Annotated in this window: 20 protein-coding genes; 11 read left to right on the forward strand and 9 right to left on the reverse strand. The window is 70.3% G+C overall.

Annotated elements, in window-relative coordinates; genetic code table 11:
• Positions 1 to 25: 25 nt before the first annotated feature.
• The 9 genes from AC6LJ9_RS25815 to AC6LJ9_RS25855 form a co-directional block, all read right to left on the reverse strand.
• Positions 26 to 2,374, reverse strand: a complete 2,349-nt coding sequence (locus AC6LJ9_RS25815; protein WP_498149758.1) for a TonB-dependent siderophore receptor — start codon at positions 2,372 to 2,374, stop codon at positions 26 to 28.
• Between the two features lie 351 nt (positions 2,375 to 2,725).
• On the reverse strand, positions 2,726 to 3,718 hold the full coding sequence (locus AC6LJ9_RS25820) for a FecR family protein (RefSeq protein ID WP_498149743.1): 993 nt from the start codon (positions 3,716 to 3,718) through the stop codon (positions 2,726 to 2,728).
• 77 nt (positions 3,719 to 3,795) lie between these two features.
• The gene (locus AC6LJ9_RS25825) at positions 3,796 to 4,299 is read right to left on the reverse strand and encodes an RNA polymerase sigma factor (protein WP_498149744.1); all 504 of its coding nucleotides are present in this window, start codon (positions 4,297 to 4,299) and stop codon (positions 3,796 to 3,798) included.
• Positions 4,300 to 4,404: 105 nt separating this feature from the next.
• Positions 4,405 to 5,610 carry a 3-sulfinopropanoyl-CoA desulfinase gene (acdA, locus tag AC6LJ9_RS25830; protein WP_498149745.1) on the reverse strand — a complete coding sequence of 402 codons (1,206 nt, stop codon included), beginning with the start codon at positions 5,608 to 5,610 and terminating at the stop codon, positions 4,405 to 4,407.
• Entirely contained in the window at positions 5,607 to 6,833 is a 1,227-nt protein-coding gene (locus tag AC6LJ9_RS25835) for a CaiB/BaiF CoA transferase family protein (protein WP_498149746.1), read from the reverse strand. The genes acdA and AC6LJ9_RS25835 overlap by 4 nt, the downstream gene beginning before the upstream one ends.
• A 79-nt stretch (positions 6,834 to 6,912) precedes the next feature.
• The gene (argE, locus tag AC6LJ9_RS25840; protein ID WP_498149759.1) at positions 6,913 to 8,079 is read right to left on the reverse strand and encodes an acetylornithine deacetylase; all 1,167 of its coding nucleotides are present in this window, start codon (positions 8,077 to 8,079) and stop codon (positions 6,913 to 6,915) included.
• Between the two features lie 5 nt (positions 8,080 to 8,084).
• Entirely contained in the window at positions 8,085 to 9,050 is a 966-nt protein-coding gene (locus AC6LJ9_RS25845; protein ID WP_498149747.1) for a Bug family tripartite tricarboxylate transporter substrate binding protein, read from the reverse strand.
• A 99-nt stretch (positions 9,051 to 9,149) separates the two neighbouring features.
• Positions 9,150 to 10,757 (reverse strand): thiamine pyrophosphate-binding protein, encoded by a 1,608-nt coding sequence (locus AC6LJ9_RS25850; protein ID WP_498149748.1) that lies wholly within the window; start codon positions 10,755 to 10,757, stop codon positions 9,150 to 9,152.
• 109 nt (positions 10,758 to 10,866) lie between these two features.
• The gene (locus AC6LJ9_RS25855; RefSeq protein WP_498149749.1) at positions 10,867 to 12,066 is read right to left on the reverse strand and encodes a pyridoxal phosphate-dependent aminotransferase; all 1,200 of its coding nucleotides are present in this window, start codon (positions 12,064 to 12,066) and stop codon (positions 10,867 to 10,869) included.
• A 72-nt stretch (positions 12,067 to 12,138) separates the two neighbouring features.
• Between AC6LJ9_RS25855 and AC6LJ9_RS25860 the strand changes: the two genes are divergently transcribed.
• The 11 genes from AC6LJ9_RS25860 to AC6LJ9_RS25910 all read left to right on the forward strand — a co-directional run bounded on the left by AC6LJ9_RS25860 (position 12,139) and on the right by AC6LJ9_RS25910 (position 22,379).
• A complete protein-coding gene (locus tag AC6LJ9_RS25860) occupies positions 12,139 to 13,056 on the forward strand; it encodes a LysR family transcriptional regulator substrate-binding protein (protein ID WP_498149750.1) in 918 nt (305 codons plus the stop codon).
• 598 nt (positions 13,057 to 13,654) lie between these two features.
• On the forward strand, positions 13,655 to 14,380 hold the full coding sequence (locus AC6LJ9_RS25865; protein ID WP_249204818.1) for a response regulator: 726 nt from the start codon (positions 13,655 to 13,657) through the stop codon (positions 14,378 to 14,380).
• A complete protein-coding gene (locus AC6LJ9_RS25870) occupies positions 14,365 to 15,561 on the forward strand; it encodes an ATP-binding protein (RefSeq protein WP_498149751.1) in 1,197 nt (398 codons plus the stop codon). The genes AC6LJ9_RS25865 and AC6LJ9_RS25870 overlap by 16 nt, the downstream gene beginning before the upstream one ends.
• A 126-nt stretch (positions 15,562 to 15,687) precedes the next feature.
• Positions 15,688 to 17,133, forward strand: a complete 1,446-nt coding sequence (locus AC6LJ9_RS25875; RefSeq protein WP_498149752.1) for a TolC family protein — start codon at positions 15,688 to 15,690, stop codon at positions 17,131 to 17,133.
• Complete coding sequence (locus AC6LJ9_RS25880) at positions 17,130 to 18,266, forward strand: ABC transporter permease (RefSeq protein ID WP_498149753.1); 1,137 nt, start codon at positions 17,130 to 17,132, stop codon at positions 18,264 to 18,266. The genes AC6LJ9_RS25875 and AC6LJ9_RS25880 overlap by 4 nt, the downstream gene beginning before the upstream one ends.
• Positions 18,267 to 18,277: 11 nt before the next feature.
• Positions 18,278 to 19,033, forward strand: a complete 756-nt coding sequence (locus AC6LJ9_RS25885; protein WP_498149754.1) for an ABC transporter ATP-binding protein — start codon at positions 18,278 to 18,280, stop codon at positions 19,031 to 19,033.
• Positions 19,030 to 19,947, forward strand: coding sequence for an HlyD family secretion protein (locus AC6LJ9_RS25890; protein WP_498149755.1), 918 nt, complete (start codon positions 19,030 to 19,032; stop codon positions 19,945 to 19,947). Before AC6LJ9_RS25885 ends, AC6LJ9_RS25890 begins: the two co-directional genes overlap by 4 nt.
• Positions 19,940 to 20,659, forward strand: coding sequence for an MtnX-like HAD-IB family phosphatase (locus AC6LJ9_RS25895; RefSeq protein ID WP_498149756.1), 720 nt, complete (start codon positions 19,940 to 19,942; stop codon positions 20,657 to 20,659). Before AC6LJ9_RS25890 ends, AC6LJ9_RS25895 begins: the two co-directional genes overlap by 8 nt.
• Positions 20,656 to 21,594: an alpha/beta hydrolase gene (locus AC6LJ9_RS25900; RefSeq protein ID WP_498149757.1), complete on the forward strand. Its 939-nt coding sequence runs from the start codon at positions 20,656 to 20,658 to the stop codon at positions 21,592 to 21,594. Before AC6LJ9_RS25895 ends, AC6LJ9_RS25900 begins: the two co-directional genes overlap by 4 nt.
• Before the next feature lie 4 nt (positions 21,595 to 21,598).
• Complete coding sequence (locus AC6LJ9_RS25905) at positions 21,599 to 21,958, forward strand: EamA family transporter (RefSeq protein WP_212312910.1); 360 nt, start codon at positions 21,599 to 21,601, stop codon at positions 21,956 to 21,958.
• A gap of 4 nt (positions 21,959 to 21,962) precedes the next feature.
• Positions 21,963 to 22,379: a DMT family transporter gene (locus tag AC6LJ9_RS25910; protein ID WP_212312912.1), complete on the forward strand. Its 417-nt coding sequence runs from the start codon at positions 21,963 to 21,965 to the stop codon at positions 22,377 to 22,379.
• Positions 22,380 to 22,513: the final 134 nt, after the last annotated feature.

A 22,513-nucleotide genomic window follows, 5' to 3' on the forward strand; every position in this document is an offset into this window, starting at 1 on the left:
GGGCTGAGCCGCCCGCGCCGACGGCCTACCAGTAGTACTTGGCCGTGGCCATGACGGTGCGTCCGTTGCCGTACATGCAGACGGAATAGGACTGGCAGCCGCTCACGTACTTGCGGTCGAACAGGTTGCTGGCGTTCAGCGCGAAGCGCCAGTTCGGCATCTCGTAGTGCAGGCCGGCGTCATAGACGGTGTAGCTGGGCACCTTCAGCGAGTTGTCCGACGCGCCGGCCGCCGAGCTCTGGTAGCGCACGCCCGCGCCCAGGCCGAAGCCTTCCAGCGCGCCCGTGCGCCAGGTCCAGTCGGCCCACAGCGAGGCCATCTGGCGCGGACGCGGAATGTCCACCGGCCACTTGCCCTGGGTCTCGTCGTTGGCCTTGGTGTTCTTGACGTTCTGGAACACATAGGCGCCGACGATCGACAGCTCGGGCGTCAGCTTGCCCACCGCGCTCAGCTCGACGCCTTGCGAGCGCACCTCGCCGGCCTGCACCGAGGTGGTGCCGGTGGGGTCGTCCAGATTGGGCGTCAACACATTGGTCTGCTTGATCTGGTAGACCGCCGCGTTCAGCGTCAGGTTCTCGCCGTCGGGCTGCCAGCGCAGGCCGGCCTCGATCTGCTTGCCCTTGGTGGGCGCGGCCCAGTCGCCGCTGGCCAGGCGCGTGTTGCCCACCGGATTGAACGAGGTCGAGTAGCTGATGTAGGGCGACAGGCCGTAGTCGCCCAGATAGGTCAGGCCGACGCGGCCGCTGAAGGCCTGGTCCAGCTGCGATGAGCGGGTATCGGCCTCGCGGTCGGTCTGCCTGGTGCGGGCCCAATCCTTGCGGCCGCCCAGCGTGAGCACCCAGCGCTCGAACTTGATCTGGTCCTGCAGGTACAGGCCGACCATGTTCATGGTGGTGTAGGTGTCGGTGCGGGGGAACGCGTCGGGGCCGTAGAACAGCGAGTGGTCGATCCCGCTGTAGGCGGGGTTGTACAGGTTCAGCGACGGCGCCAGCGCCAGCATTTCGCTGTCGGTGGTGGACTGGCGGTTGTATTCCAGGCCGGCCAGCAGCGTGTGCTGCAGCCCGCCGGTGCGGAATTTGGCCTCGGCCTGGTTGTCGATGTCGAAGCGGCTGTAGTTGAACTGGAAGATGCCGGCGTAGCGGCTGATCGACGCCATGGTCGGATCGCTGGCGTCCAGCCCGCCGCCCCAGACCGAGCGGTTGTTCAGCTGCGAGTGCATCAGGCGCACGTTCTGGCGCAGCGTCCAGGTCGAGTCGGGCTTGTGCTCGAAGGCATAGCCCAGCGACCACTGTTTCTTGCGGTAGTAGTTGAAGTCCGGCTCGCCGGTGTACACATCGCGCGAGATGCGGCCGTTGGGATTGTGCAGCACCATGCCCTGGGCCGGCAGGAAGTTGCTGGCGATGTCGCTGCGGTCGTCCAGGTAGGTGGCCGACAGCGTCAGCGACGTCGCCGCGCTGGGCTGCCAGCGCAGCGACGGGGCGAAGGCGACGCGGCCGTCCTTGTTGGGGCCGGTCTGCGAATTGCCGTCGCGGCCCACGCCGATCAGGCGGTAGGACAGCGTGCCGTCGCTGTTGGCGGTGTCGCCGATGTCGAACGCCAGCTGCTTGCGCGCGTAGTTGCCGACCTGGACCTCGATCTCGCGGATGCGGTCGCCGTTGGCCAGCTTGCTCTGCACGTCGACGATGGCGCCGGGATCGCCCTGGCCGTACAGCACCGAGGTCGGCCCGCGCAGCACCGTGATGCTGTCGATGGTGTAGGGCTCGACGCGCCAGCTGGCCAGGTTCAGGGTCTTGGGCACCTGCAGGCCGTCCACGTAGGCCGTGGGCGTGAAGCCGCGCAGCACCGAATACCAGTCCGAGCGGTTTTCCGAGCCGTAGCTGGAGAAGCCCGGAATGTAGCGCAGCGCCTGGTTGATGTCGGTCGCGCCGGTCATCTCCATCTGCTGCGCGGTGACCACGTTGATGGTCTGCGGGATCTCGTTGAGCGGCGTGTCGGTCTTGGTGCCGGTGCGGCTGCGGCGCGCGACCAGGCCTTCGACGGCTTCGCTACGGCCGTCGCCATACACCGGCACGGCGGACAGCGTCGCGGTTTCGGCGGGCGCGGGCGCGATGACGGCGGTGTTGCCTTCGATGCGGGCCGCCAGGCCGGAACCAGCCAGCAGGCGGTCCAGCGCCTGCTGCGCGGTCAGCGAGCCCGAGACGGCGGGCGCCTTCAGGTCGCGCACCGCTTCCGGCAGGAAATAGACCTGCAGCCGGGTCTGCTGGCCGAATTGCAGCAGCGCCTTGTCCAGCGGCTGGGCCGCGATGCTGATCTTGACGGGCGCGGCGCCCTGCGCCTGGACGGCGTGCGGCGCGGCGGCGAATGCCAAGGCCATGGACAGGGCGAGCGCGTTGAGCGCGGCGGGAAGGGGAGCGCCACGGCGCGGGGCGCGGGCGGAAAGGCGGGCGTCGGGTCTGGTCACGATGATCGTTCGTTCTGGGCCATGCGGGCCGGCTGGCCGTCAGGGCGGGGGCTGGCGGCGGCAACTGCCGCCGTTATTAGGTATGAGCGGGCAGAACGAAAAACCCGGAATAATTCTCATATCAAATTGGAAACAATATGTATCTTCACCAGCCAGCCAACCAGCCAACCCGCCAACCCGCCAGCCCGTCAGCGTGGATGCCCGGCGCCCGCTTGAGCGTCCATCCCCGATGCCGGCGCCGGGCGGACGGCGCGGCGCAGCAGTTCAGCGCGCCAGCAGGTCGGCGCCGCCGTCGGCGCGGGGCTGGACCCTCAGCGGCACCAGGGCCGGCAGGGCCTTGAGGAAGGCGCCGGTGTCGTCCACGTCGAAGACACCGGAGATGCGCACGCGGGCCAGCGCGGGCGCGACCTGGATGGCTTGTGCGCGGTAGCGGTTGATTTCCCGGGCCACCTCGGCCAGCGGCGTGTCGTTGAACACCGCCTTGCCCTGGCGCCAGGCGGTCAGCGTGGCCACATCCACCGGCTGGATGCGCACCGTCTCGCCGCCGCCGGCCATGCGCACGCCGTAGCCGGCCGGCAGCTTGACGCGCTGTCCGTTCCACCACGGGCCGGCAATGACCTCGACCGAGCCGGATTCCACCGCGACCGCCATCTGGCCGCCGTCGTGGCGGACGTTGAAACGCGTGCCGGTCACGCGCACGCGGCCGATCTCGGTGTCGACGATGAAGGGATGGGACGCGTCCGGCGATACTTCCAGCATGATCTCGCCGCCGGGGAGCAGGGTGACCCGCCGCTCGGAACGCGTGTAGCGCACCTCGGCCTGCGTGCCGGTATTCAAGGTGAGGACGGAGCCGTCCTCCAGGTCGACGCGGCGCCGCTCGCCGCGCGCGGTGGCGTAGCGCTGCGCGGGCAGCGTCGAAGCGGGCCACCAGCCGGGCGAGGCTAGGCCCACGGCAGCGGCGGCGCAGGCGCTGGCGCCCAGGCCCCAGGCCAGCCGGCGGCGGCCCGGCGAGAAACGGCGCTCCGGCGCCGCCGGCCGCAGCAGCGGGCGCAGCTTGTGGTCGGGCACGGCCCGCGTCAGCGCCCAGGTGTCCAGCATTTCGCGGTAGGCGCGTTCATGCGCGGGATCGGCGCGGCGCCAGGCGTCGAACTCGATCCGCTCGGCGGCCGACATCAGGCCGCCGCTGTCGCGGGCGAACCAGTAGGCCGCCGCGTCCAGCGGATCGGCCGGCGGGCGGCGGGCGTCAGAGGTGTCCATGATGCGTGTCCGGGAACATGGGTGAAATCGCGGCGGTTCCGCGCGGGCGGGACGGCGGGTCGGCGTGGTCCTTCATGTCATTGGGAGAACGGGCGCAGCCGCGCATGCAGGTGCCGCATGGTGCGCGTCAGGTATTTTTCCACACTGCTGTTCGACAGGCCGAGCTGGGCCGCGATTTCCGCGACGCTGCGGCCTTCCAGGCGGTGCCAGGCGAACACGGCCGCGCAGGGCTGCGGCAGCTCGGCCAGCGCCTCCATCAGCGCGCGCGACAGCTGGGCGGTGCGCACGTTGGCCTCGGGATCCTCGTGGGCGGGATGCTCGTCCTCGGCCAGGTCGTGCAGCGGCACGGCGGCCTCGCGCTGCTGCCGGTGGTGGCGGCTGATCAGCCCGTGATGGATGCTGCGGTGCAGGTAGGCGCGGGGATTGCGGATGGCGGACACGTCGCCCTCCAGCATATTGGCGATGGCGTCGTGCGCGGAGTCCTCGACATCGCCCGGGCCTTGCGCCTTGCGCCGCCATGTTCCCAGCAGCTCGCGATAGTAGGCGAGCCAACCGTGTTCGGTGGGACGGGTCCGGCGCATGCGGGGGCGGGGCGTGAGGGCCTGGGGCGAAACCGGCGATTATTGCAAATCATTATTATTCTTGTAAAGCCCGGGTGTCCCGGGCCACGCCCGCCACGCGCCGCCTCAACGCTGCTTGAGATACCCGTCCCGCGTCTGCGGCAGCTTCATCCCCAGCACGGCGGACGCGATCTGCGTGCGCAGGATCTGCGCGGTGCCGCCGGCGATGGTGAACATGCGCGCGTCGCGCACGTGCCGCTCCATCGGCAGGTCGCGGCCGTAGCCGGAAGAGCCGTGCAGTTGCAGCGCGTCGTTCGTGACCCGGTTGGCCGTTTCCGCCGCGATCACCTTGGCCTGCGCCGCCATCGACAGGTCCGGAAAGCCGAAGGTCTCGGCGGTGCCGCTGGTCGCCGCCGCGTGCAGCATGTGGCGCGCGGCGTTCAGCTGGATCGCCATGTCCGCGATCATCCATTGCAGGCCCTGGAACTCCGCGATGGGGCGGCCGAACTGCTGGCGCTGCCTGGCGTAATCCACCGCTTCCTCGAACGCGCCCTGGGCGATGCCCAGCGCCACGGTGCCGGCGCCGACGCGCTGCGCGTTATAGGCCTGCATCAGTCCGGCGAAGCCGCGCTTCAGGCCTTCCGGCGGCGCGACCAGCATGGACCTGTGCACCTTCAGGTCGCGGAAGTTGATGTAGGTCTCGGGGATGCCGCGCACGCCCATGGCGTAGGAGCGCTTGGCGATCTCCAGGCCCCTGCCGTCGCCATCCGGATCGCGCACATGAATGAAGGCGCCGATGCCCTGGTCGACGCCGCCGTCGAACACGCGCGCGAAGATCAGGTGCAGGCGCGACACGCCGCCGCCGGTGATCCAGTATTTCTCGCCGTTCAGGATGTAGTCGTCGCCCTTGCGCTCGGCGCGCGTGCCCATCTCGCTGGCGGCGCTGCCGGCCCGCGGCTCGGAGATGCAGATGGCGGGCTTGTCGCCGGACAGCACGCAGCCCGCCGCGAGCCGTTTCTGCTCGGGCGTGCCGTACTGCATGATGGCGCCGATCGCGCCCATGTTGGCCTCGACCGTGATGCGGCCCATGGTGGCGCAGGCCTTGGCCATTTCCTCCACGACCAGCACGGTGTCCAGGTAGTCGAGCCCCTGGCCGCCGTACTCGCGCGGGATCGTCATGCCCATGAAGCCGTGGTCGCGCAGCTGGTGCACGTTGTCCCAGGGATATTGCTCGGACTGGTCGGTCGCCGCCGCCGTGGGCTTGAATACGTCCTGCGCCAGTTCGCGGGCGCGCTGCCGCAGCGACAGCTGCTCGGGAGAGAGTCGGGTCATGATTGCTCCTTGTGATCGTTGGGGGGCGTGGCCGATGCGTGGCCCAGCCAGTCGGCCAGCACCTGCGCGGCATGCTCGTCCAACCTGGGCGGCGGCTGGCGGTAGGAAACCGGCGTGGCGGAAAGTTTCAGCGGATTGGCCAGCAGGTTCAGCTCGCCGTGTTCGGCCCAGTCGCAGGGCATGCGCAGATGCGCGCCGCGCGCCTGGACGTGGGGATCGTCGAACACGTCCCGCAGGTTGTTGACGGGGCCGCAGGGCACGCCCACCGCTTCCAGCCGCGCCAGCCAGTCGGCGCGCGCGCGCCGCGCCAGCGCCGCCTGTATCTGCCGGCACAGCTCGTCGCGGTGCGCAATGCGGGCGACGTTGGTGGCGTAGCGGGCGTCGTCGGCCAGCGCGGCGATGTCCGCGCTTTCGCAGAAGCGGCGGAACTGCGCGTCGTTGCCCACCGCCAGGATCATCGGGCCGTCCGCCGCGTCGAAGACCTGGTAGGGCACGATGTTGGGATGGCCGTTGCCCAGGCGCCTGGGCACGGCGCCCGAGGCCAGGAAGTTGGTGCCCGCGTTGACCAGCCAGGCGATCTGGCTGTCCAGCAGCGAGATGTCGATGTGCTGGCCCTGGCCGGTGAGATCGCGGTGGCGCAGCGCGGCCAGGATGCCGACGGCGGCGTACATGCCGGTCATGACGTCGGCGATGCCCACGCCCGCCTTCATCGGTTCGCCCTCGGGATCGCCGGTCAGGCTCATGATGCCGCCCATGCCCTGGATCAGGAAGTCGTAGCCCGCGCGCGAGGCGTAGGGGCCGGTCTGGCCGAAGCCGGTGATGGAGCAATAGACCAGCCGGGGATGGCGCTGCTTCAGGCTGGCGTAGTCCAGTCCGTACTTGGCCAGGCCGCCGACCTTGTAGTTCTCGACCAGCACGTCGGCGCGCTGCAGCAGCTGCTCCAGCCGCGCGCGGCCCGCGTCCGTGGCGATGTCGATCGCGATGGAGCGCTTGTTGCGGTTGGCGCTCAGGTAATACGCGCTTTCGTCGGTGGCGCGGCCGTCGCGGTCGTGGATGTAGGGCGGACCCCATTTGCGCGTGTCGTCGCCCTCGCCGGGTTTCTCGACCTTGACCACGTCCGCGCCCAGGTCGCCCAGCAACTGGGTGGCGCTGGGGCCCGCGAGGATGCGGGACAGGTCCAGCACGCGCACGCCTTTCAGCGCAGAGGCATTTTCCGGCGGCATCGCCAGTCTCCTTGTCGGGTGTTCATGGCCCGGCGGGCGCCGGGGCCGGTGTTCCTGTTCGCGGCCCGCATCTCCGATCCTAGGCCAGCAGCGCGCGTTCCAGCACGCTTTCGCAGGCGGCGAGCTGGGAACGCAGGACGAATTCGTCGGCGGTATGCGCCTGGGCGATGTCGCCCGGCCCGCAGATGACGGTGGGGATGCCGGCCGCCTGGTACAGGCCGCCCTCGGTGGTGAAGGCGACATGGCTGCCGCCGGCCGCGCCGGCGGCGAACAGCGCCTGCACCAGGCGGTCCTCGTCCGGGCGGGCGGTCAGCGCCGGCACGGCGGTCCTGCGTTCCAGTGTGATGCGGGCCTCGGGTTCCCGGTCCCGCATGCCGGCCTGCAGCGCGGCGGCGCGCTCATGCACGGGCGCCAGCGCGCGCTCGGGATCGGTCGAGGGCAGGAAGCGCAGGTCGAAGTCGAACTCCGCGGCCTCGGGGATGACGTTGGTCGCGGTGCCGCCGTGCACGCGGCACACGGCCATGGTGGAGTGGGGCACGAGGAAGTTCTCGTCGACCTCGTCGCGTTGCAGCTGGCGCGCCTGGCGCGCGATGTCCGCCACCAGCTCGCAGGCCGTCTCGGCGGCGTTCACGCCCGTGCCGCTGAGCGAGGAATGCGCGGCGCGGCCCTGGACGCAGCAGCGCCAGGCCTGGCGCCCCTTGTGCGCGCGGATGACGGCCATGCGGGTGGGCTCGCCGACGATGCAGGCCGCCGGGCGGATGCCGGCTTCGGCCAGGTCCTTGATCAGCCCGCGCACGCCCACGCAGCCGATTTCCTCGTCGTAGGTGAACGCGACGTGGACCGGCTGGCGCAGCGCGGCCAGGTCGATGCGTTGCAGCACCGCCAGCACGCAGGCCAGGAAGCCCTTCATGTCGCAGGCGCCGCGCCCGTACAGGCGCTCGCCGTCCTCGGTCAGCGTGAAGGACGGCCGCGACCAGTCCTGTCCCGCCACCGGCACCACGTCCGTGTGGCCGGACAGCAGGATGCCGCCGGTGGCGCCGCCATGGCTGGCGTACAGGTTGGCGCGCTTGCCGTCCGGGCTGTAGGTGTAGCGGACCGCGAAGCCGCGCGCGCGCAGCGCCTGCTCCGCCAGGCGCAGCAGGTCCAGGTTCGAGCTGCTGCCGGATATCGTCGGGAAGGCGATCAGCGTTGCCAGCCAGGACAGCGCGGCGGCCGAGCAATCGGTGGAGGCGTCGAGCATGGGCATCACGGTCAGGCCTCCAGCGAGATGTGGGCCGCGCGGGCCACCTGCCGCCACTTCTCCAGCTCCGCGCGGATCTGGCCGGCGAAATCGGCCGCGGTGCTGCCCTGGGCCACCGCGCCCAGTTCGGCCAGCCGGGCGGCGATGTCGGCGCGGCGCAGCGCGGACGCGGCGGCGGCCTGCAGGCGCGCGACCCGCTCGGGGGGCGTGCCGGCCGGCGCGACCAGGCCGAACCAGGCGGGGTCGTTCAGCCTGGGGATGCCGACTTCGGCGAAGGTGGGCACGGCCGGCAGCTGCGGGTTGCGCGAGGGCCAGGCGATGGCCAGCGCCCGCAGCCGGCCTTCCTGCACGTGCGGCATGGACGCGGGCAGGTTGTCGCACAGCATGTCGACGTGCCCGGCGATGGTGTCCTGCAGGGCCGGCCCCGCGCCCCGGTAGGGCACGTGCCGCAGCGGAGCGCCGGTGGCCTGCGCCAGCAGCTCGCCCATCATGTGGCCGAGCGAGCCCACGCCGGGCGAACCGTAGGTCAGCTCGCGGCCGCCGTTCCTGGCCAGCTGCGTCAGCGCCGCGATGCTGTCGACGGGGATCTTCGGGTTGACCGAGATGATGTTGGGCACGCTGGCCAGGTTCGAGATCGGCGCGAAGCCCTGCAGCGGATCGTAGGCCGGCCTGGCCGCGACCGCCGGCTGGATGGCGTGGGTGCTGACCGTGGCCACGCCCAGCGTCAGGCCGTCCGGCGCGGCGCGGGCCACTTGCAACGTGCCCACCGCGCCGCCGGCGCCGGCCCGGTTCTCGACGATGACCGTCTCGCCCAGGTGCTCGGACATCGCCTGCGCGATGATGCGGGGGATCAGGTCCGCCGATCCGCCCGGGGCGAACGGCACGATGATCTTGACGATCCGGTCTTGCGCCCGCAGCGCGGGCGAGGCGGCGGCCAGCGCGGCGGCGCAGGCGGCCAGGAAATGACGGCGTTTCATGCTTGTCCCTCCTCCAGGGCGTGGTGGCGCGAGCCCCTTGTTTATGCGTGCTGCGGGGCTTCGGATTGCGCCGGGGTCTTGCTTGTCTCTTGTGTTCCTCTAGATGCGGCCGTCGTAGGCCTTCCTGGGCAGGCGGCACGAAATCAGCGAGAAGCTGGACGAGGCCAGCGCCTGGCGGATGGCTGTGGCCAGCTCGACGCGGCTGCGCACGTCGAAGCCCTGGCCGCCCATGGCGCGCGCGATGCCGGCGAAATCCGTGCCGGCGAAATCGACGCCCAGGTTGGGATGGCCGTTGGCGCGCTGCTTGATTTCGATCAGCGACAGCGATTCATCGGCGAACACGAAGACGATGACCGGCGTGGCCGCGTCGCGCGCGGTGGCCAGTTCGCCCAGCGTCATCTCCAGGCAGGCATCGCCAGTGAACACCGCCACCGGCCGCGTCGGGTCGGCGAGCTTGGCGCCGATGCCCAGCGGCAGCGAGCAGCCCATGGTGCACAGGCCCGAGGACTGCATCAGCGAACGCGGCTCGTAGCAGTTCCACACCTGCGACAGCAGGATGCGGTGCGCGCCGCTGTCCACGGACGCGAGCGTGTCGTCCGGCAGCTCGGCCCGCGCCACGTCCACGATGGCCGCCGGCCCCCATTCCTCGTCCGCGCGATAGACGCGGGCCAGCGCCTGGCGGATCTCGGACACTTCATTGCCGGTCCACTGGGACGCCGGGCGCTGGCCCTGCGTCAGCGCCTGCAGGCTGTGCTTGACGCTGCCGACGAAGCTCAGCGCGGACTGGTGCATATAGTGCGTGTTGCGGGTCGCGGCGATGTCGATGACGCGGGCGTCGTCCGCCCAGATGTTGCGCCAGCCCGCGCGCATTTCGATCGGGTCGTAGCCGGCCAGGATGATGAGATCGGCGTCGCGGATGACGGGCAGCACGATCTTGTCGGCCTGCGGCGACAGGCCCATGCCGCCGATCACCAGCTCGTGCCGTTCATCGACGATGCCCTTGGCCTTGTAAGTAGTTACCAGCGGGATGCGTAGTTCTTCGACCAGCGCGCGGACCTCGGCCTCGGCGTGGTGGTGCAGCGCCTCGACGCCGGCGATCACGACCGGCCGGCGCGCCTGGGCCAGCCAGGCGCGGGCGGTTTCCAGCTCGCGGGTGGGCGCGGGCGCGGCCGGCGCCGGCTTGCTGCGGCGCGTGCCCCGGGCGGGCGGCGCTTCCTGCACGGCCACGCTGATCGGCACGTCCAGGTGCACCGGGCCGGGCGGGTCGTCGGTGGCGATGGCCAGCGCCTTGTCGATGATGGCCTCGACAGCGCCGGCCGTGACGCGCAGCGAGGCTTTGGTGATCGGCCGCATCAGCGCGGCGTGGTCGAACACCTGGTGCGTGTAGGTGGCGGCCTCGTCCTCGTCCACGCAGCCGGTGATGAACAGCATCGGCACGCGGTCCTGCAGCGCGTTGGCGACCACGTTGACGGCGTTGGCCACGCCCGGGCCCAGCGTCGCCACCAGCACGCCGGGCGCGCCGTCGCGATGGAACGCGCCCTCGGCCATGAAGCCGCCGGAGTTCTCGTGCTTGACCAGCGTGAAGTTCACGCCGGCTTCATCCAGGCCTTTCATCACGGAAAGGACTTCGCCGCCGGGAATGCCGAAGGCGTGGCGGCAGCCCGCCGCGTGCAGGCGCTGGCCGATGATTTGGGAGACGGTAGACATGATGACCTTGCAATCGATGACGGTTGATGCGGGGCGGCGGTGGCCGCCGGGCTGGGAGTGGGGCGGCGCGGGTGCGGGCGCGCCGCCGTGTGACGGAAAGCGGGGCGGTTCAGCCCAGGCCGTTCAGGGCCTGCGCCAGCCGCCGGGCGGCGATCTCCAGTTGGTCGTCCGACGTGGCGTAGGACAGGCGCAGGAATCCCGGCATGCCGAAGCCCGAGCCGGGCACCAGCGCGACGCCGCTGTCGAGCAGGTAGGACGCCAGCGCCACGTCGTCGGCGATGCGCTCTCCGGCGGGCGTGGACTTGCCGATGCAGGCGCGCGCGTCGGGGAACAGATAGAACGCGCCCTCGGGCCTGGGCGTGCGCAGGCCGGGGATGCCGGCGAAGGCTTCAAGCAGCTTGTCGCGCCGCTGCTGGAACACGGCGCGGCGACGCGCGACTTCGTCCTGCGGGCCTTCCAGCGCGGCCACGGCCGCGGCCTGGGTGATCGACGAGGCGTGCGAATTGATCTGCATCTGCACCTTGGTCATGGCCTCGATCAGCGGCCGGGGGCCGCAGGCGTAGCCGAGCCGCCAGCCCGTCATGGAATAGGCCTTGGACACGCCGTTCACGGTCAGGATGCGGTCCGCCAGGTCGGGCGCGACCTGGGCCAGCGTGCAGCGCTCGCGCCCGTCGTAAAGAATGTGTTCGTAGATGTCGTCCACCAGCACCAGGAAGCGCTGGTTGCGGCTGGCGCGGATCACGTCCGCGCAGGCCCGCAGCTGCTCGCGGCTATAGGCGGTGCCGCTCGGGTTGCTGGGCGAATTGAGCACCAGCCATTTGGTCCGGTCCGTGATGGCGGCGGCCAGGTCTTCCGGGGCGAGCGCATAGCCCTGGTCGGGCGAGGTCATGATCGGCCGCAGCACGCCGCCGTTCATCGCGACGATGTCGCCATAGGATGCCCAGTACGGCGCGGGAATCAGCACTTCGTCGCCGGGGCTGAGCGTGGCCAGGAAGGCCTGGTAGATCACCTGCTTGCCGCCGGCGGCCACGCTGATGTCGGCCGGCGCGCAGTCGATGCCGTTCTCGCGCTTGAACTTGGCAACGATCGCCTCGCGCAGGCGCGGCGTGCCGTTGATCGGCGTGTAGCGCGTGGCGCCATCCTGGATGGCGCGCATGGCCGCCGCGCCGATGTGGGCCGGGGTCGGGAAATCCGGCTCGCCCAGCGTCATGTCGACGACCTGCCGGCCTTGCTGGATGGCCTGCCGGGTTTTTTCGGCCATCACCTGGATCGGGGACGGGCGCAGGGCGGAGATGACGGGAGAGAGCATGTGAGCGTTCCTGGATGGGTTGAATTAGTCTAGGATTCACACTGTTCAATCTCAATTGAATTTGAATTCAATATGAATATGCCCCTGGGACCCGATTCCCCGACCCTGCGGCAGCTGGAATTGCTGCTCGCGCTGGCCAGCGCGGACGGCATCGCCAGCGCCGGCGCGAAGATCGGCATGACGCCTTCGGCCACCAGCCATGCCCTGCGCGCGCTGGAAACCACGCTGGGCGTGCAGCTCATCGACCGCAACGCGCCGCGCGTGGAGCTGACGCACGCGGGGCAGCAGGTCCTGCCCCATGTGCGCGACCTGTTCGCCGCGCTGCACCTGATCCAGGCCACCGCCAGCGCCAGCGTGGGCCTGAAGAGCGGCGTGCTGAAGATCGGCTCGTTCGGCCTGAGTTCGTCGCTGCGCCTCTTGCCGCCGCTGCTGGGGCAGTTCAGGCGGCTGTATCCGGGCATCGACCTGCGGGTGTTCGAGAAGGCCGACGCCGAGATCGAGCAGGACCTGATCGAGCGGCGCCTGGAGATCGGCGTGGTGACGCTGCCCAAGCCCGAGTTCGACACGGTGGCGATCGCGCTGGACGAGCTGGTGGCGGTGGTGCCCGTCGGCCATGAGCTGGCCGGGGTGGATACGGTGGACGCCCACCAGCTGGCGCGTCATCCGTTCATCCTGACGCACGCCGGCTCGCAGGGGCTGGTGGCCAGGATGTTCTCCCGCGCCGAGGTCGCGCCCACGGTCAGGCACGAGCTGTCCCAGATGCTGTCCATCCTCGATTTCGTGGCCCGGGGAGAGGGCGTGTCGGTGGTGGCCTCGCTGGCGCTGCCGGAGCAATATGCGGGCGTGGCCTACAAGCCGATACGGCCGGCGACCTCCAGGCGGGTCGGCCTGGCCTGCCTGAACGAGAGCCGGCTGTCCCCGGCGGCGGCGGCCTTCTGGAAACAGGCCAGGCTGTTGGCGAAGAAAAAAGGGCTAGGCGCAGGCGGCTAGCCGGCCGGTCTCGTGCGCCGCAGGCGATCGCGCCCCTGCCAGGGGTGCGATCGCCACGTGTGGAGAAACTATTTCAGTATGCGCTGCGTCAAGCCGTCGGACCGAACGTGGTTTTCGACCTACATTCCGTCGATCGAGGATGCAATTTGAAAGGTGTTCGCGATATCCTCACCTGCTGCAGGAGAGCCTGAGGGGAAGGCTCGCTATAGAATAAGAATTATTACCATTTTGTGTCCGGGGAGCGGATTTACGCCTGGGAACTGAAGTTGCCGCGAAGCCGACGCCGCGAGGCCGTCAGGCAGGCGCGGCTTTGTCCTGCGCGGCCCGGCCTGCGAGGCCCGGCCTGCGCGGCCCGGCCCGAACAGAATGGCAGATGGCCGGGATTGGCCCGGCGCCTATGGGGGGGCGGGAAGATGGATAGAACTTTACAAAATCACAAAGATTCCTTGTCGATTCCTGAATGAAACGTGACAGCACCCTGGCATCCGTAACCGGTCTGGTCGAAAGTTCGACCTGGGCGGGCAAGCAGGGCGGCGCAGTTCCGGCCAGCTTGCCGCCGGCCGACACGCCGCCGATGCCAAACGCCTGCAGCAAAACCATGTCTTTCCCCAATCCATCCCTGAACACCTTCACGGAGCGGCTTGTCCTCGTGGCAGAGGACGAGCCGGGAATCGTCGGCGTCCTGGAGGCCTATCTCCGCCGCGACGGCTTTCGCACCTGCACCGCCATGGACGGCGTCGAGGCCATGCGGCTGTTCCGCGAGCTGCGTCCCGACGCGGTCCTGCTGGACGTGAACCTGCCGGGCATGGACGGGCTGGACGTATTGCGCGCCATCCGCGACGAAGGCCAGACCCCCGTCATCATCGTCACGGCGCTGGCCGATGACGTCGACAAGCTGCTGGGGCTGCGCCTGGGCGCGGACGACTATGTCGTCAAGCCCTTCAATCCCGCCGAGGTCGTGGCGCGCCTGCGGGCCGTGCTGCGGCGCGCGGGGGCGCATGCGAACGCCGCGCCCATCCGCGTCGGCGGCATCGAGATCGACGAGCAGGACCACGTCGCGGTCGCGCATGTGGGCGGCGGGCGCTCCGTGCCGCTGCAATTGACGCTGACCGAGTTCCGCCTGCTGGCCTGCCTGGCATCCCAGCCTCGGCGCTGCTTTTCGCGCGGATTCCTGATCGAGCACTGCCTGCCGGAAAGCGACGCGCTGGAGCGGGTCATCGATTCGCACATCTCCAAGCTGCGGCGCAAGCTGCACGCGGTCGGGCAGGCCGACATGATCGAGGCCGTGCGCGGCGTCGGATACCGCCTATGGCGCGAAAACTAGATCGCATCTGGATCCGCTTCGGACTGGCGGTCTCGGTCACCATGACCCTGCTGCTGGCCGTGCTCGCCGGCAGCCTGGTCCTGTTCTGGAACTACGAGCATCGCGCGTTCGAGAAGTCGCTGCCGGTGGAAGTGCGGGCCGAGCTGGAAGATCTCTCGGAGCGCGGCCTGGAGGACGGGCCGCGCGCGATGCAGATCTATGCCGAGTATTGGGTGGTGGATCCCATGCGCGGCGAAAAGCTCGCGCTGCTGTTCACCGTGCTGCTCGGCCTGCCGCTGGGCCTGGCGTCCGGATTCTTCATTTCGAAGGTGATCACCCTGCCGCTGGATTCGATGGCCGCGGCGGCCACAAGGGTGGCGCTGGGGGATTTCACGGTAAGGGCCCATGTGGGCAAGGCACGCGGCGAAATGGCCGAAATGGTGCGGGATTTCAATCACATGATCGATTCGCTCGAAACCCTGGACCGGGAACAACGCGTGACGCTGGCCTCCATCTCGCACGAGCTGCGCACGCCCATCGCGGTGCTCAGCGCCCGCCTGCACGCGATCTGCGACGGCGTCATCCCGGTCAGCGACGACGAAATGCGCGGCCTGCTGGACCAGTCCCTGCACCTGGGGCGCCTGGTCGCGGACGTGCACACGCTGTCGCTGGCCTCGGTCGGCCGGCTGTCGCTGCAGACCCGGCCCGTGGATCTGGTGGCGCTGGTCGGCGACGCGCTGGCCGGCTTCGAGGCCAGGCTGGCCGAGAAGGGCTTCGAGGTGGACACGCAGCTGCCAGCCGCCGCGCAGGGCAAGCTGATCATGGCCGACCCGGACCGGCTGCGCCAGATCTTCGCCAACCTCGTGGAAAACGCCTTGCGCCACGCGGCCAGCGGGCGCTGGATCGGCGTGGAAGTGCGCATCCATGCCGGACAGGCCGTGCTGGCGGTGAGCGACGCGGGGCCGGGTTTGCCGGCGTCCATGCGCGACCGCCCGTTCGAACGCTTTCCCCACCAGCCCAGCGCCATGCATGGCGGTTCGGGCCTGGGACTGTCGATCGTGCACGCGCTGGTGGACCAGCAGGGCGGATCGGTGCTGGCGGATTGCTCGGTGCGCGGCGGCATGCGCATCCAGGTCTGCTTTCCCGTGATGAGCCGGGACGCGAATGCGTCCGCGGGGCGCCGGCAGGCGTCCCTCGCGTGATGCGCCCGGCCGCGTCCATCAATTCTCCATAAACCCTGCATGGCCCCGCAACGTCGCGGGGGCATGCTGGCAATGTTATCCAGCCAACCGTGACGGCTGCCGCCGTCCGATACGCCATAGATACCCATGCATCGCTGTCCTGAATCGTTCAAACTCCGCTGCGCCGCGCTGCTGGCAAGCGCGCTCCTGTCGGGCTGCATGTCGGTGCCCGTGCCGGAGCTGCCGGCGCAGGTGCCCGGCGCCTGGTCCCAGGCGGCCGGCGAGGGTGCGCGCGCGGTCGATTTGCGGTCCTGGTGGACGGCGCTGGACGATCCCCGGCTGAACGCGCTGGTCGAGGAGGCGCTGCGGCGCAACCTGGACCTGGAACAATCCGCGCGCCTGCTGCAGGGCGAGCGCGAAGTCGCCGGCCGCTGGCGCTCGCGCTACCTGCCGGGTTTCACGGCCGGCGCCCGCCCGGTGCAGGACGCCCAGGCCAAGGACTCCTATTTCCACGCCAGTATCGACATGGTCTGGGAGCTGGGCCTGTTCGGCGCGGCCGAGAGCAGCAAGCTGCAGGCAGGCGCGGACGCCGACCTGGCCGCCGCCCGCGAGCAGGGCCTGCGCGTGTCGGTGGTCGCGGCCGTGGTGCGCAACTACCTCGACCTGGGCGTGGCCAACGGCCAGATCGCGCTGCTGACGCAGATGGCCGAGCTGGACCGCGAGGCCGAGCGGCTGGCGCAGGTGCGGCTGAATACCCGCCTGGGCACGCCGCAGGACGCCGACACGGCCAGCGTGCGCCGGCAGCGCACCCTGGCCGCGCTGGCGTCGATGCGCCTGGCGGCCGACCGGTCGGCGCGCGCGCTGGCGCTGCTGCTGGGCCGCGACGCGCCGGATCCCGGCTGGAGCGCGGTGGCGCCGTCGCAGGGCCTGCCCGGCTTCGCCCTGGGAGAAGTGCCGGCCGATCTGCTGCGCACCCGTCCGGACATCCGCGAGGCCGAAGCCGAAGTGCTTCGGGCCGCCGCAAGGCTGGGCATGGCGCGCTCGGCGCTGTATCCGCGCCTGAGCCTGGGCGGTTCGATGCTGTACGCCTACAACATGACGCAGAACCACCGCTCGAACAACAACTTCGTTCCGGCCGGCGGTCCCACGATCGATATTCCGCTCTGGGACTGGGGCGCCCGCCAGGCGCAGGTCAAGGCCGGCGAGCAGGGCATCGCCGCGGCGCTGGCCGGCTACCGCAAGGCGGTGCTGTCCGGCGTGTCGGAAGTCGAGGAATCGCTGTCCGCGCTGGCTCGCGAACGCGAGCGCATCGCCGCGCTGGACGAGGCGCGGCGGGTGCTGGACCGGCGCGCCGGCTCGCAGCGCAAGCTGGCGTCGCTCGGCCTGTCCAGCCCCTTCGACGGGCTGGAGGGCCGGCGCGCGCTGCTCGAGGCGCAGTCCGACGTGACGCTGGCGCGCGGCGCGCGGACCCTGGCCTTCGTCGCGCTGTACAAGGCGCTGGGCGGCGCGCCGCTGGCGCCGCAGCCGGAACAACAGGAACAACACCCGCAGCAACCGCAACAACCGCAACAACCGCAGCAGGTGCGTCCATGATCGCCCTGGCGCGCAAGACCCTGGTCTACGAATGGCGGCGCTTCGTGCCCGTGGTGCTGGCGGTCGGCTTCTCCGGCCTGATGCTGGTGGTGCAGGCGGCGCTGGTGCTGGGCATCTTCGGCGCCTCGGCGCTGTACGTGAACGCCTCGTCGGCCGATCTCTGGGCCGGCTATCCCGGCACGCAGAGCGTCAATTTCGGCCGCGCGGTCAGCGCCGACGCCGAGATGCGGCTGCGCATGGATCCCGAGGTGGTGGCGGTCGAGCCCTACCAGTGGGTCGATGGCGACTGGACGCCCGAGAGCGTCGACGCCGGCAGCGTGTCGATCTACCTGTCCGGCATTGCCGTCGGCCCCGACGCCATGCTGTTCTCGAAGCTGCTGTCGCCGGACCTGCGCAAGCGCCTGCGCGAGCCGGGGGCGGTGATCGTCGATTCGGCCGACCTGGAATCGCTGGGCGTGGCGGAAGGCGGCAAGGCCTGGATCAACGGGCACCCGGTGCGCGTGGTCGCCGCGATCGCGGGACTGCGCGGCCTGGGCGGCGTGAACGTGCTGGCCTCGCTGGATTCGGCGCGCGTCATTGGCGGGCCGCAGGCCGGCCGGGGCAGCACCTATTACGTGGCGCGACTGGCCGATCCTTCGCGGGCGCCGGCGGTGCAGGCGCGGCTGGCGCAAAGCGAAGCCAGCTTCGGTCCGCTGCAGGTCTGGACGGCCCAGGAATTCGCCCAGCGCTCGCAGCAGTACTGGCTGCTGGATACGGGCGCGGGCATGGCCGTGCTGTTCATGGCCCTGATCGTCTGCCTGGTCGGCGCGGTGATCACCAACCAGTCCTTCGCGGCCGTGGTGGCGGCGTCGGCGCGCGAGTACGCCACGCTCAACGCGCTCGGCGCCAGCCGAGGCGCGCTGGCCCGCGTCGTGATCGAGCAGGCCTGCCTGGTGGGCGGCCTGGGCATGGTGCTGGCGGCCGTGGCCAGCGCGCTGCTGCTGGCGGTGGCGGTGTTCTATCACGTGCCGGTGGCCATGACGCTGACGGCGGCCCTGGGCTGCGCGGCGCTGGTGGCCCTGATGGCGCTGATGTCCAGCGTGATGGCGGTGCGCGGCCTGATCCGCACCGATCCGGCCCTGCTGCTGCGCTGATGGAGACGGTCATGAAACGTGATTTTTCGATGTCCCCGGAAGTCCAGGCCACGGTCGAGCCCAGCCTGCAAGCCTTCAGGCTGGGCAAGGCCTTCCTGTCCGGCGTGGTGAAGGTGCAGGTGCTGCAAGGCCTGTCGCTGGCCGTGTATCCGGGCGAGCTGACGCTGATTTCCGGTCCGTCCGGCTGTGGCAAGAGCACGCTGTTGTCGCTGCTGTCCGGCCTGCAGAGCCCGGACGACGGCAAGGCCCATGCGCTGGGACAGGACCTGGGCGACATGAGCCGCCGCGACCTCGAGCGCTTCCGGCTGCACCACACGGGCTTCGTGTTCCAGGGCTTCAACCTGTTCCCGGCGCTCACCGCGCTGGAACAGGTCCAGCTGCCGCTGGGCTACCTGGGCATGCGCGACCAGGAAAGCGCCCGGCTGGCGAGCCGCGCGCTGGAAGAGGTCGGCCTGTCGCATCGGGCGCACATGCGTCCGGCGCAGCTGTCCGGCGGCGAGAAGCAGCGGGTCGCGATCGCCCGCGCCATCGCCAAGGAGCCCGAACTGCTGTTCGCGGACGAACCCACCAGCGCGCTGGACGCGGAGAACGGCCAACGGGTCGTGGACATCCTGCACCGCTTCGCCCGCAACCACGGGGCCACGGTCCTGTGCGTGAGCCATGATCCGCGCCTGGTCCGGCATGCCGACCGCGTCGTCGGCATGGAGGACGGGGCCATACGCAGCGACCGGCGCATTGCCGCAGATTCACTAGGAGCAAAAGCATGAAGCATTCGTCGGGCGCGCGTTGGCGCGCGCTCCTCATCGTGGCGGTCCTGGCGCTGAGCGCGTGTTCCGAGCGCAGCGATCCCAAGGAAACGGCGGACCGGCAGCCGGCGCGGGACGGCCAGCGCGCGGCGGCCGTCGCCCGGGGCAAGATCGAAGTCGACGGCGGGCTGGTGGCGCTGGCGCCGGCGCTGGCCGGCACGGTGGCCAGCCTGAAGGTGCGCGAGGGCGACAGCGTGCAGCGCGGTCAGCTGCTGCTGGCGCAGGCCAGCCAGGTCTCCTCGGCCGCCGTCGCGGTCGCCACGTCCGAGCTGAAGCTGGCCCGCGCGCGGCAGCAGGCCGCCGAGAGCCGCCTGCCCGAGCTGAAGCAGGCCGCCGCGCGCTATGCGCAGGCGGCGCGCGCCGGAGCCGCGCAGCACCAGCAGGCCGACGACGCGCAGCAGCGCCTGCGCGACGCCCAGTCCGACGTGGCGGTGGCCACGGCCGAGGCGGCGGTCGCGCAGCAGCGCCTGGAACAGGCCAAGGTCGCGTTGCAGCAGCTCGAGCTGCGCGCGCCGGAGGACGGCGTGATCGTGGGCGTGACGGCCCGGCAGGGCGGACGCCTGGAAGCGGGCGCCCCGGCCCTGACGCTGTTGCCCGCGCGCCCGCTGATCGTGCGCGCCGAACTCAATTCCGCCTACGTCGCCTCGGTGCGCGTGGGCATGCGCGCCACGGTGGCGTCCGACATGGACTCGGCGGCGGGCGCGCCCGCCTTGCCCTCGGCCAAGCTGGTGCGCATCAGCCCCATCTACGGCAACGGCCGCCTGCAGGATGACGCCCAGCGCGGTCCGGTGCGCGTGGTCGAGTGCATCCTGGAATTCGACGGCCCGGCAGAGGCGATCGTCGGCCAAAACGTGAGAGTGACTTTCCATGAATGACAACTTCGAGCTGCAAGTGCGCTGGAACGGTGGCAAGGCGACCGCCCCGGAATGGACGATTCAGTGCGATTTCGACGGCACCATCAGCCTGCAGGACGTGACCGACACGCTGCTGCAACGTCACGGCATGCCGGGCTGGGAAGACCTGGAAGAGGCCTGGGAGCGCGGCGAGATCGGTTCGCGCGAGTGCATGAGCGGCCAGGTGGCGTTGCTGGACATGAGCGTGGCCGAGCTGCGCGAGGCGCTGGAGCAGGTCCATGTCGACCCGGGCTTCGTGCGCTTCGTCGATCAGGCCCGCCAGCTCGGCATCGGCGTGCAGGTGGTCAGCGACGGGCTGGACTACGCCATCCAGGTCATCCTGGCGCGCGAGGGCATGGGCGACCTGCCCATCGTGGCCAACCGGCTGCTGCCGGCCGGGCCGCGCCGCTGGAAGCTGGAAACGCCCTGGTCGCGGCCGGACTGCGCCAGCGCCAATTGCAAGTGCGGCCAGCTCGCCGGCCAGCGCGCCGCGGGCAAGCGCGTGCTGTACGTGGGCGACGGCAGCTCGGACTTCTGCGTCTCGGGCAAGGCCGAGCACGTGCTGGCCAAGGCCAAGCTGCTGGATTACTGCCGCGCCAACGGCATCGTGCACTCCGCCTTCGTCGACTTCGACGAGGCGCTGTCGCGCCTGCCCGCGATCCTGTCCGGCCAGAACGAGGAGTCCACGGCATGAACAAGGCCGCCACCGTCCTGGCGCCGCCCGGCGCGGGATACATCCGGGGCGAAGCGCGCGAACGCGCCGAGCCGCTGGAAATGCTGGCCGATGAATACCTGCTCGAAGGGCAGGGCGAGCGCGCGCGCACCGGCATCCTGCTGATCCACGGCCTGACCGGCACGCCCAACGAGATGCGGGTGCTGGCGCGCGGCCTGCACCTGCAGGGCTACACCGTGTACGCCGTCAAGCTGGCCGGTCACTGCGGCACGCTGGACGATCTGGTCGGCACCAGCTGGCTGGACTGGCTGGCCAGCGTGCGGCGCGGCGCCGACCTGCTGTCGCGCCGCGTCGACCGCGTGGTGGTCGGCGGCCTGTCGATGGGCGCCGTGCTGGCGCTGGCATTGGCGCAGGAGCGTCCCGAGCACATCACCGGCGTGCTGGCGCTGTCGCCGGCCTTCCGCCACGACGGCTGGAGCATGCCGCGCTACACCAAGCTGGCCTGCCTGCTGCCCGTCATGCGCGCGCTGGGCATCGGCCGGCGCAGCGTGTTCATGGAACAGCCGCCCTACGGCATCAAGGACGAGGCGCTGCGCGCCCGCGTGGTGTCGCAGATGCACGCCGGCGACAGCGCCGCCTCGGGCCTGCCGGGCAACCCCTGGTGGTCGGTGGTGGAAATGCACAAGCTGGCGCGCTCGGTGCTGCGCAACATGCCGGCGCTGCGCGCGCCCTGCCTGGTCATGCACGCGCGCAATGACGACATCGCCTCGGTGTCGAACGCCTACGAGATCCAGCGCCGGGCCGCCAACGCGCCCATCACGCTGCAATTGCTGGACGACAGTTATCACATGATCACCATCGACCGCGAGCGTCGGGTGGTCATCGCTCGCGCGGCCGCCTTCGTGACCGAGCTGGTAGAGGGCGCGCAGCCAGGGGACGGCGCCGATGTGGAATGAGGCAATGACACCGCTGGTGGTGACGCTGTGGATCCTGAACCTGCTGTTCGACAGCGTGGGCCAGCTGATCTTCAAGGCCGCCGCGGTCGATCCGAAGCTGGGCGAAGGCGCGGGACGCTGGCGCCGGATGGCGCGCCGGCCCTGGCTGTGGCTGGGCATCGGCTGCTACGTGCTGGAATTCGTCCTGTGGCTGGCGTTCATCTCCCTGGTGCCGCTGTCGGACGGCGTGCTGCTGGGATCGATCAGCATCGTGGTCGTCATGCTGTTGGGCCGGGTTTTCTTCCGCGAGCGGCTCACGCCCATGCGGGTGCTGGGCATCCTGCTGGTGTCGCTGGGCGTGGGCATCGTGGGATTGAAGGGGTAAGGCAATGCGGCGTTTCTATCTGATCGGTTTCCTGGCGCTGATGGCGTTCGACACCTTGGCGCAGATCAGCTTCAAGGTGGCGGGCGAGCATGCGCTGCCGCTGGAATTCTCGCCGGCCTGGCTGCTGCGCGTGTTCGGCCAGCCCTGGATTTACGGCGCCTTCATCGGCTACCTGGGCGCGTTCTTCACGTGGATGGTGCTGCTCAAGCACGCGCCCATCGGGCCGGCCTTCGCCGCCTCGTACCTGGAGATCGTCGCGGTGCTGGTGATTTCGGCGGTATGGTTCGGCGAGCCCATCGGCTGGCCGCAGATCCTTGGCACGGTGCTGATCCTGGGCGGCATCTGCTGCCTGGCGGTCAGCGAGTCCTCGACGGTGCCGCAGATCGAGCATGCGGGGCAGCCGGCGCGGCACGGCGCCTGACGGTCGCGCGCGGCGGGCGTGGCCCGCCGCCACTTGCCTGGCCGGGCCAACCGGCCCCCGGCCGCCGCGCCGCCCACACGCCGGTTCTTCTACACAACATACCCCGACCGTCGATAAGAACAGAGATGGAGCTT

The organism is Achromobacter sp. 1011811831, assembly GCF_059760905.1.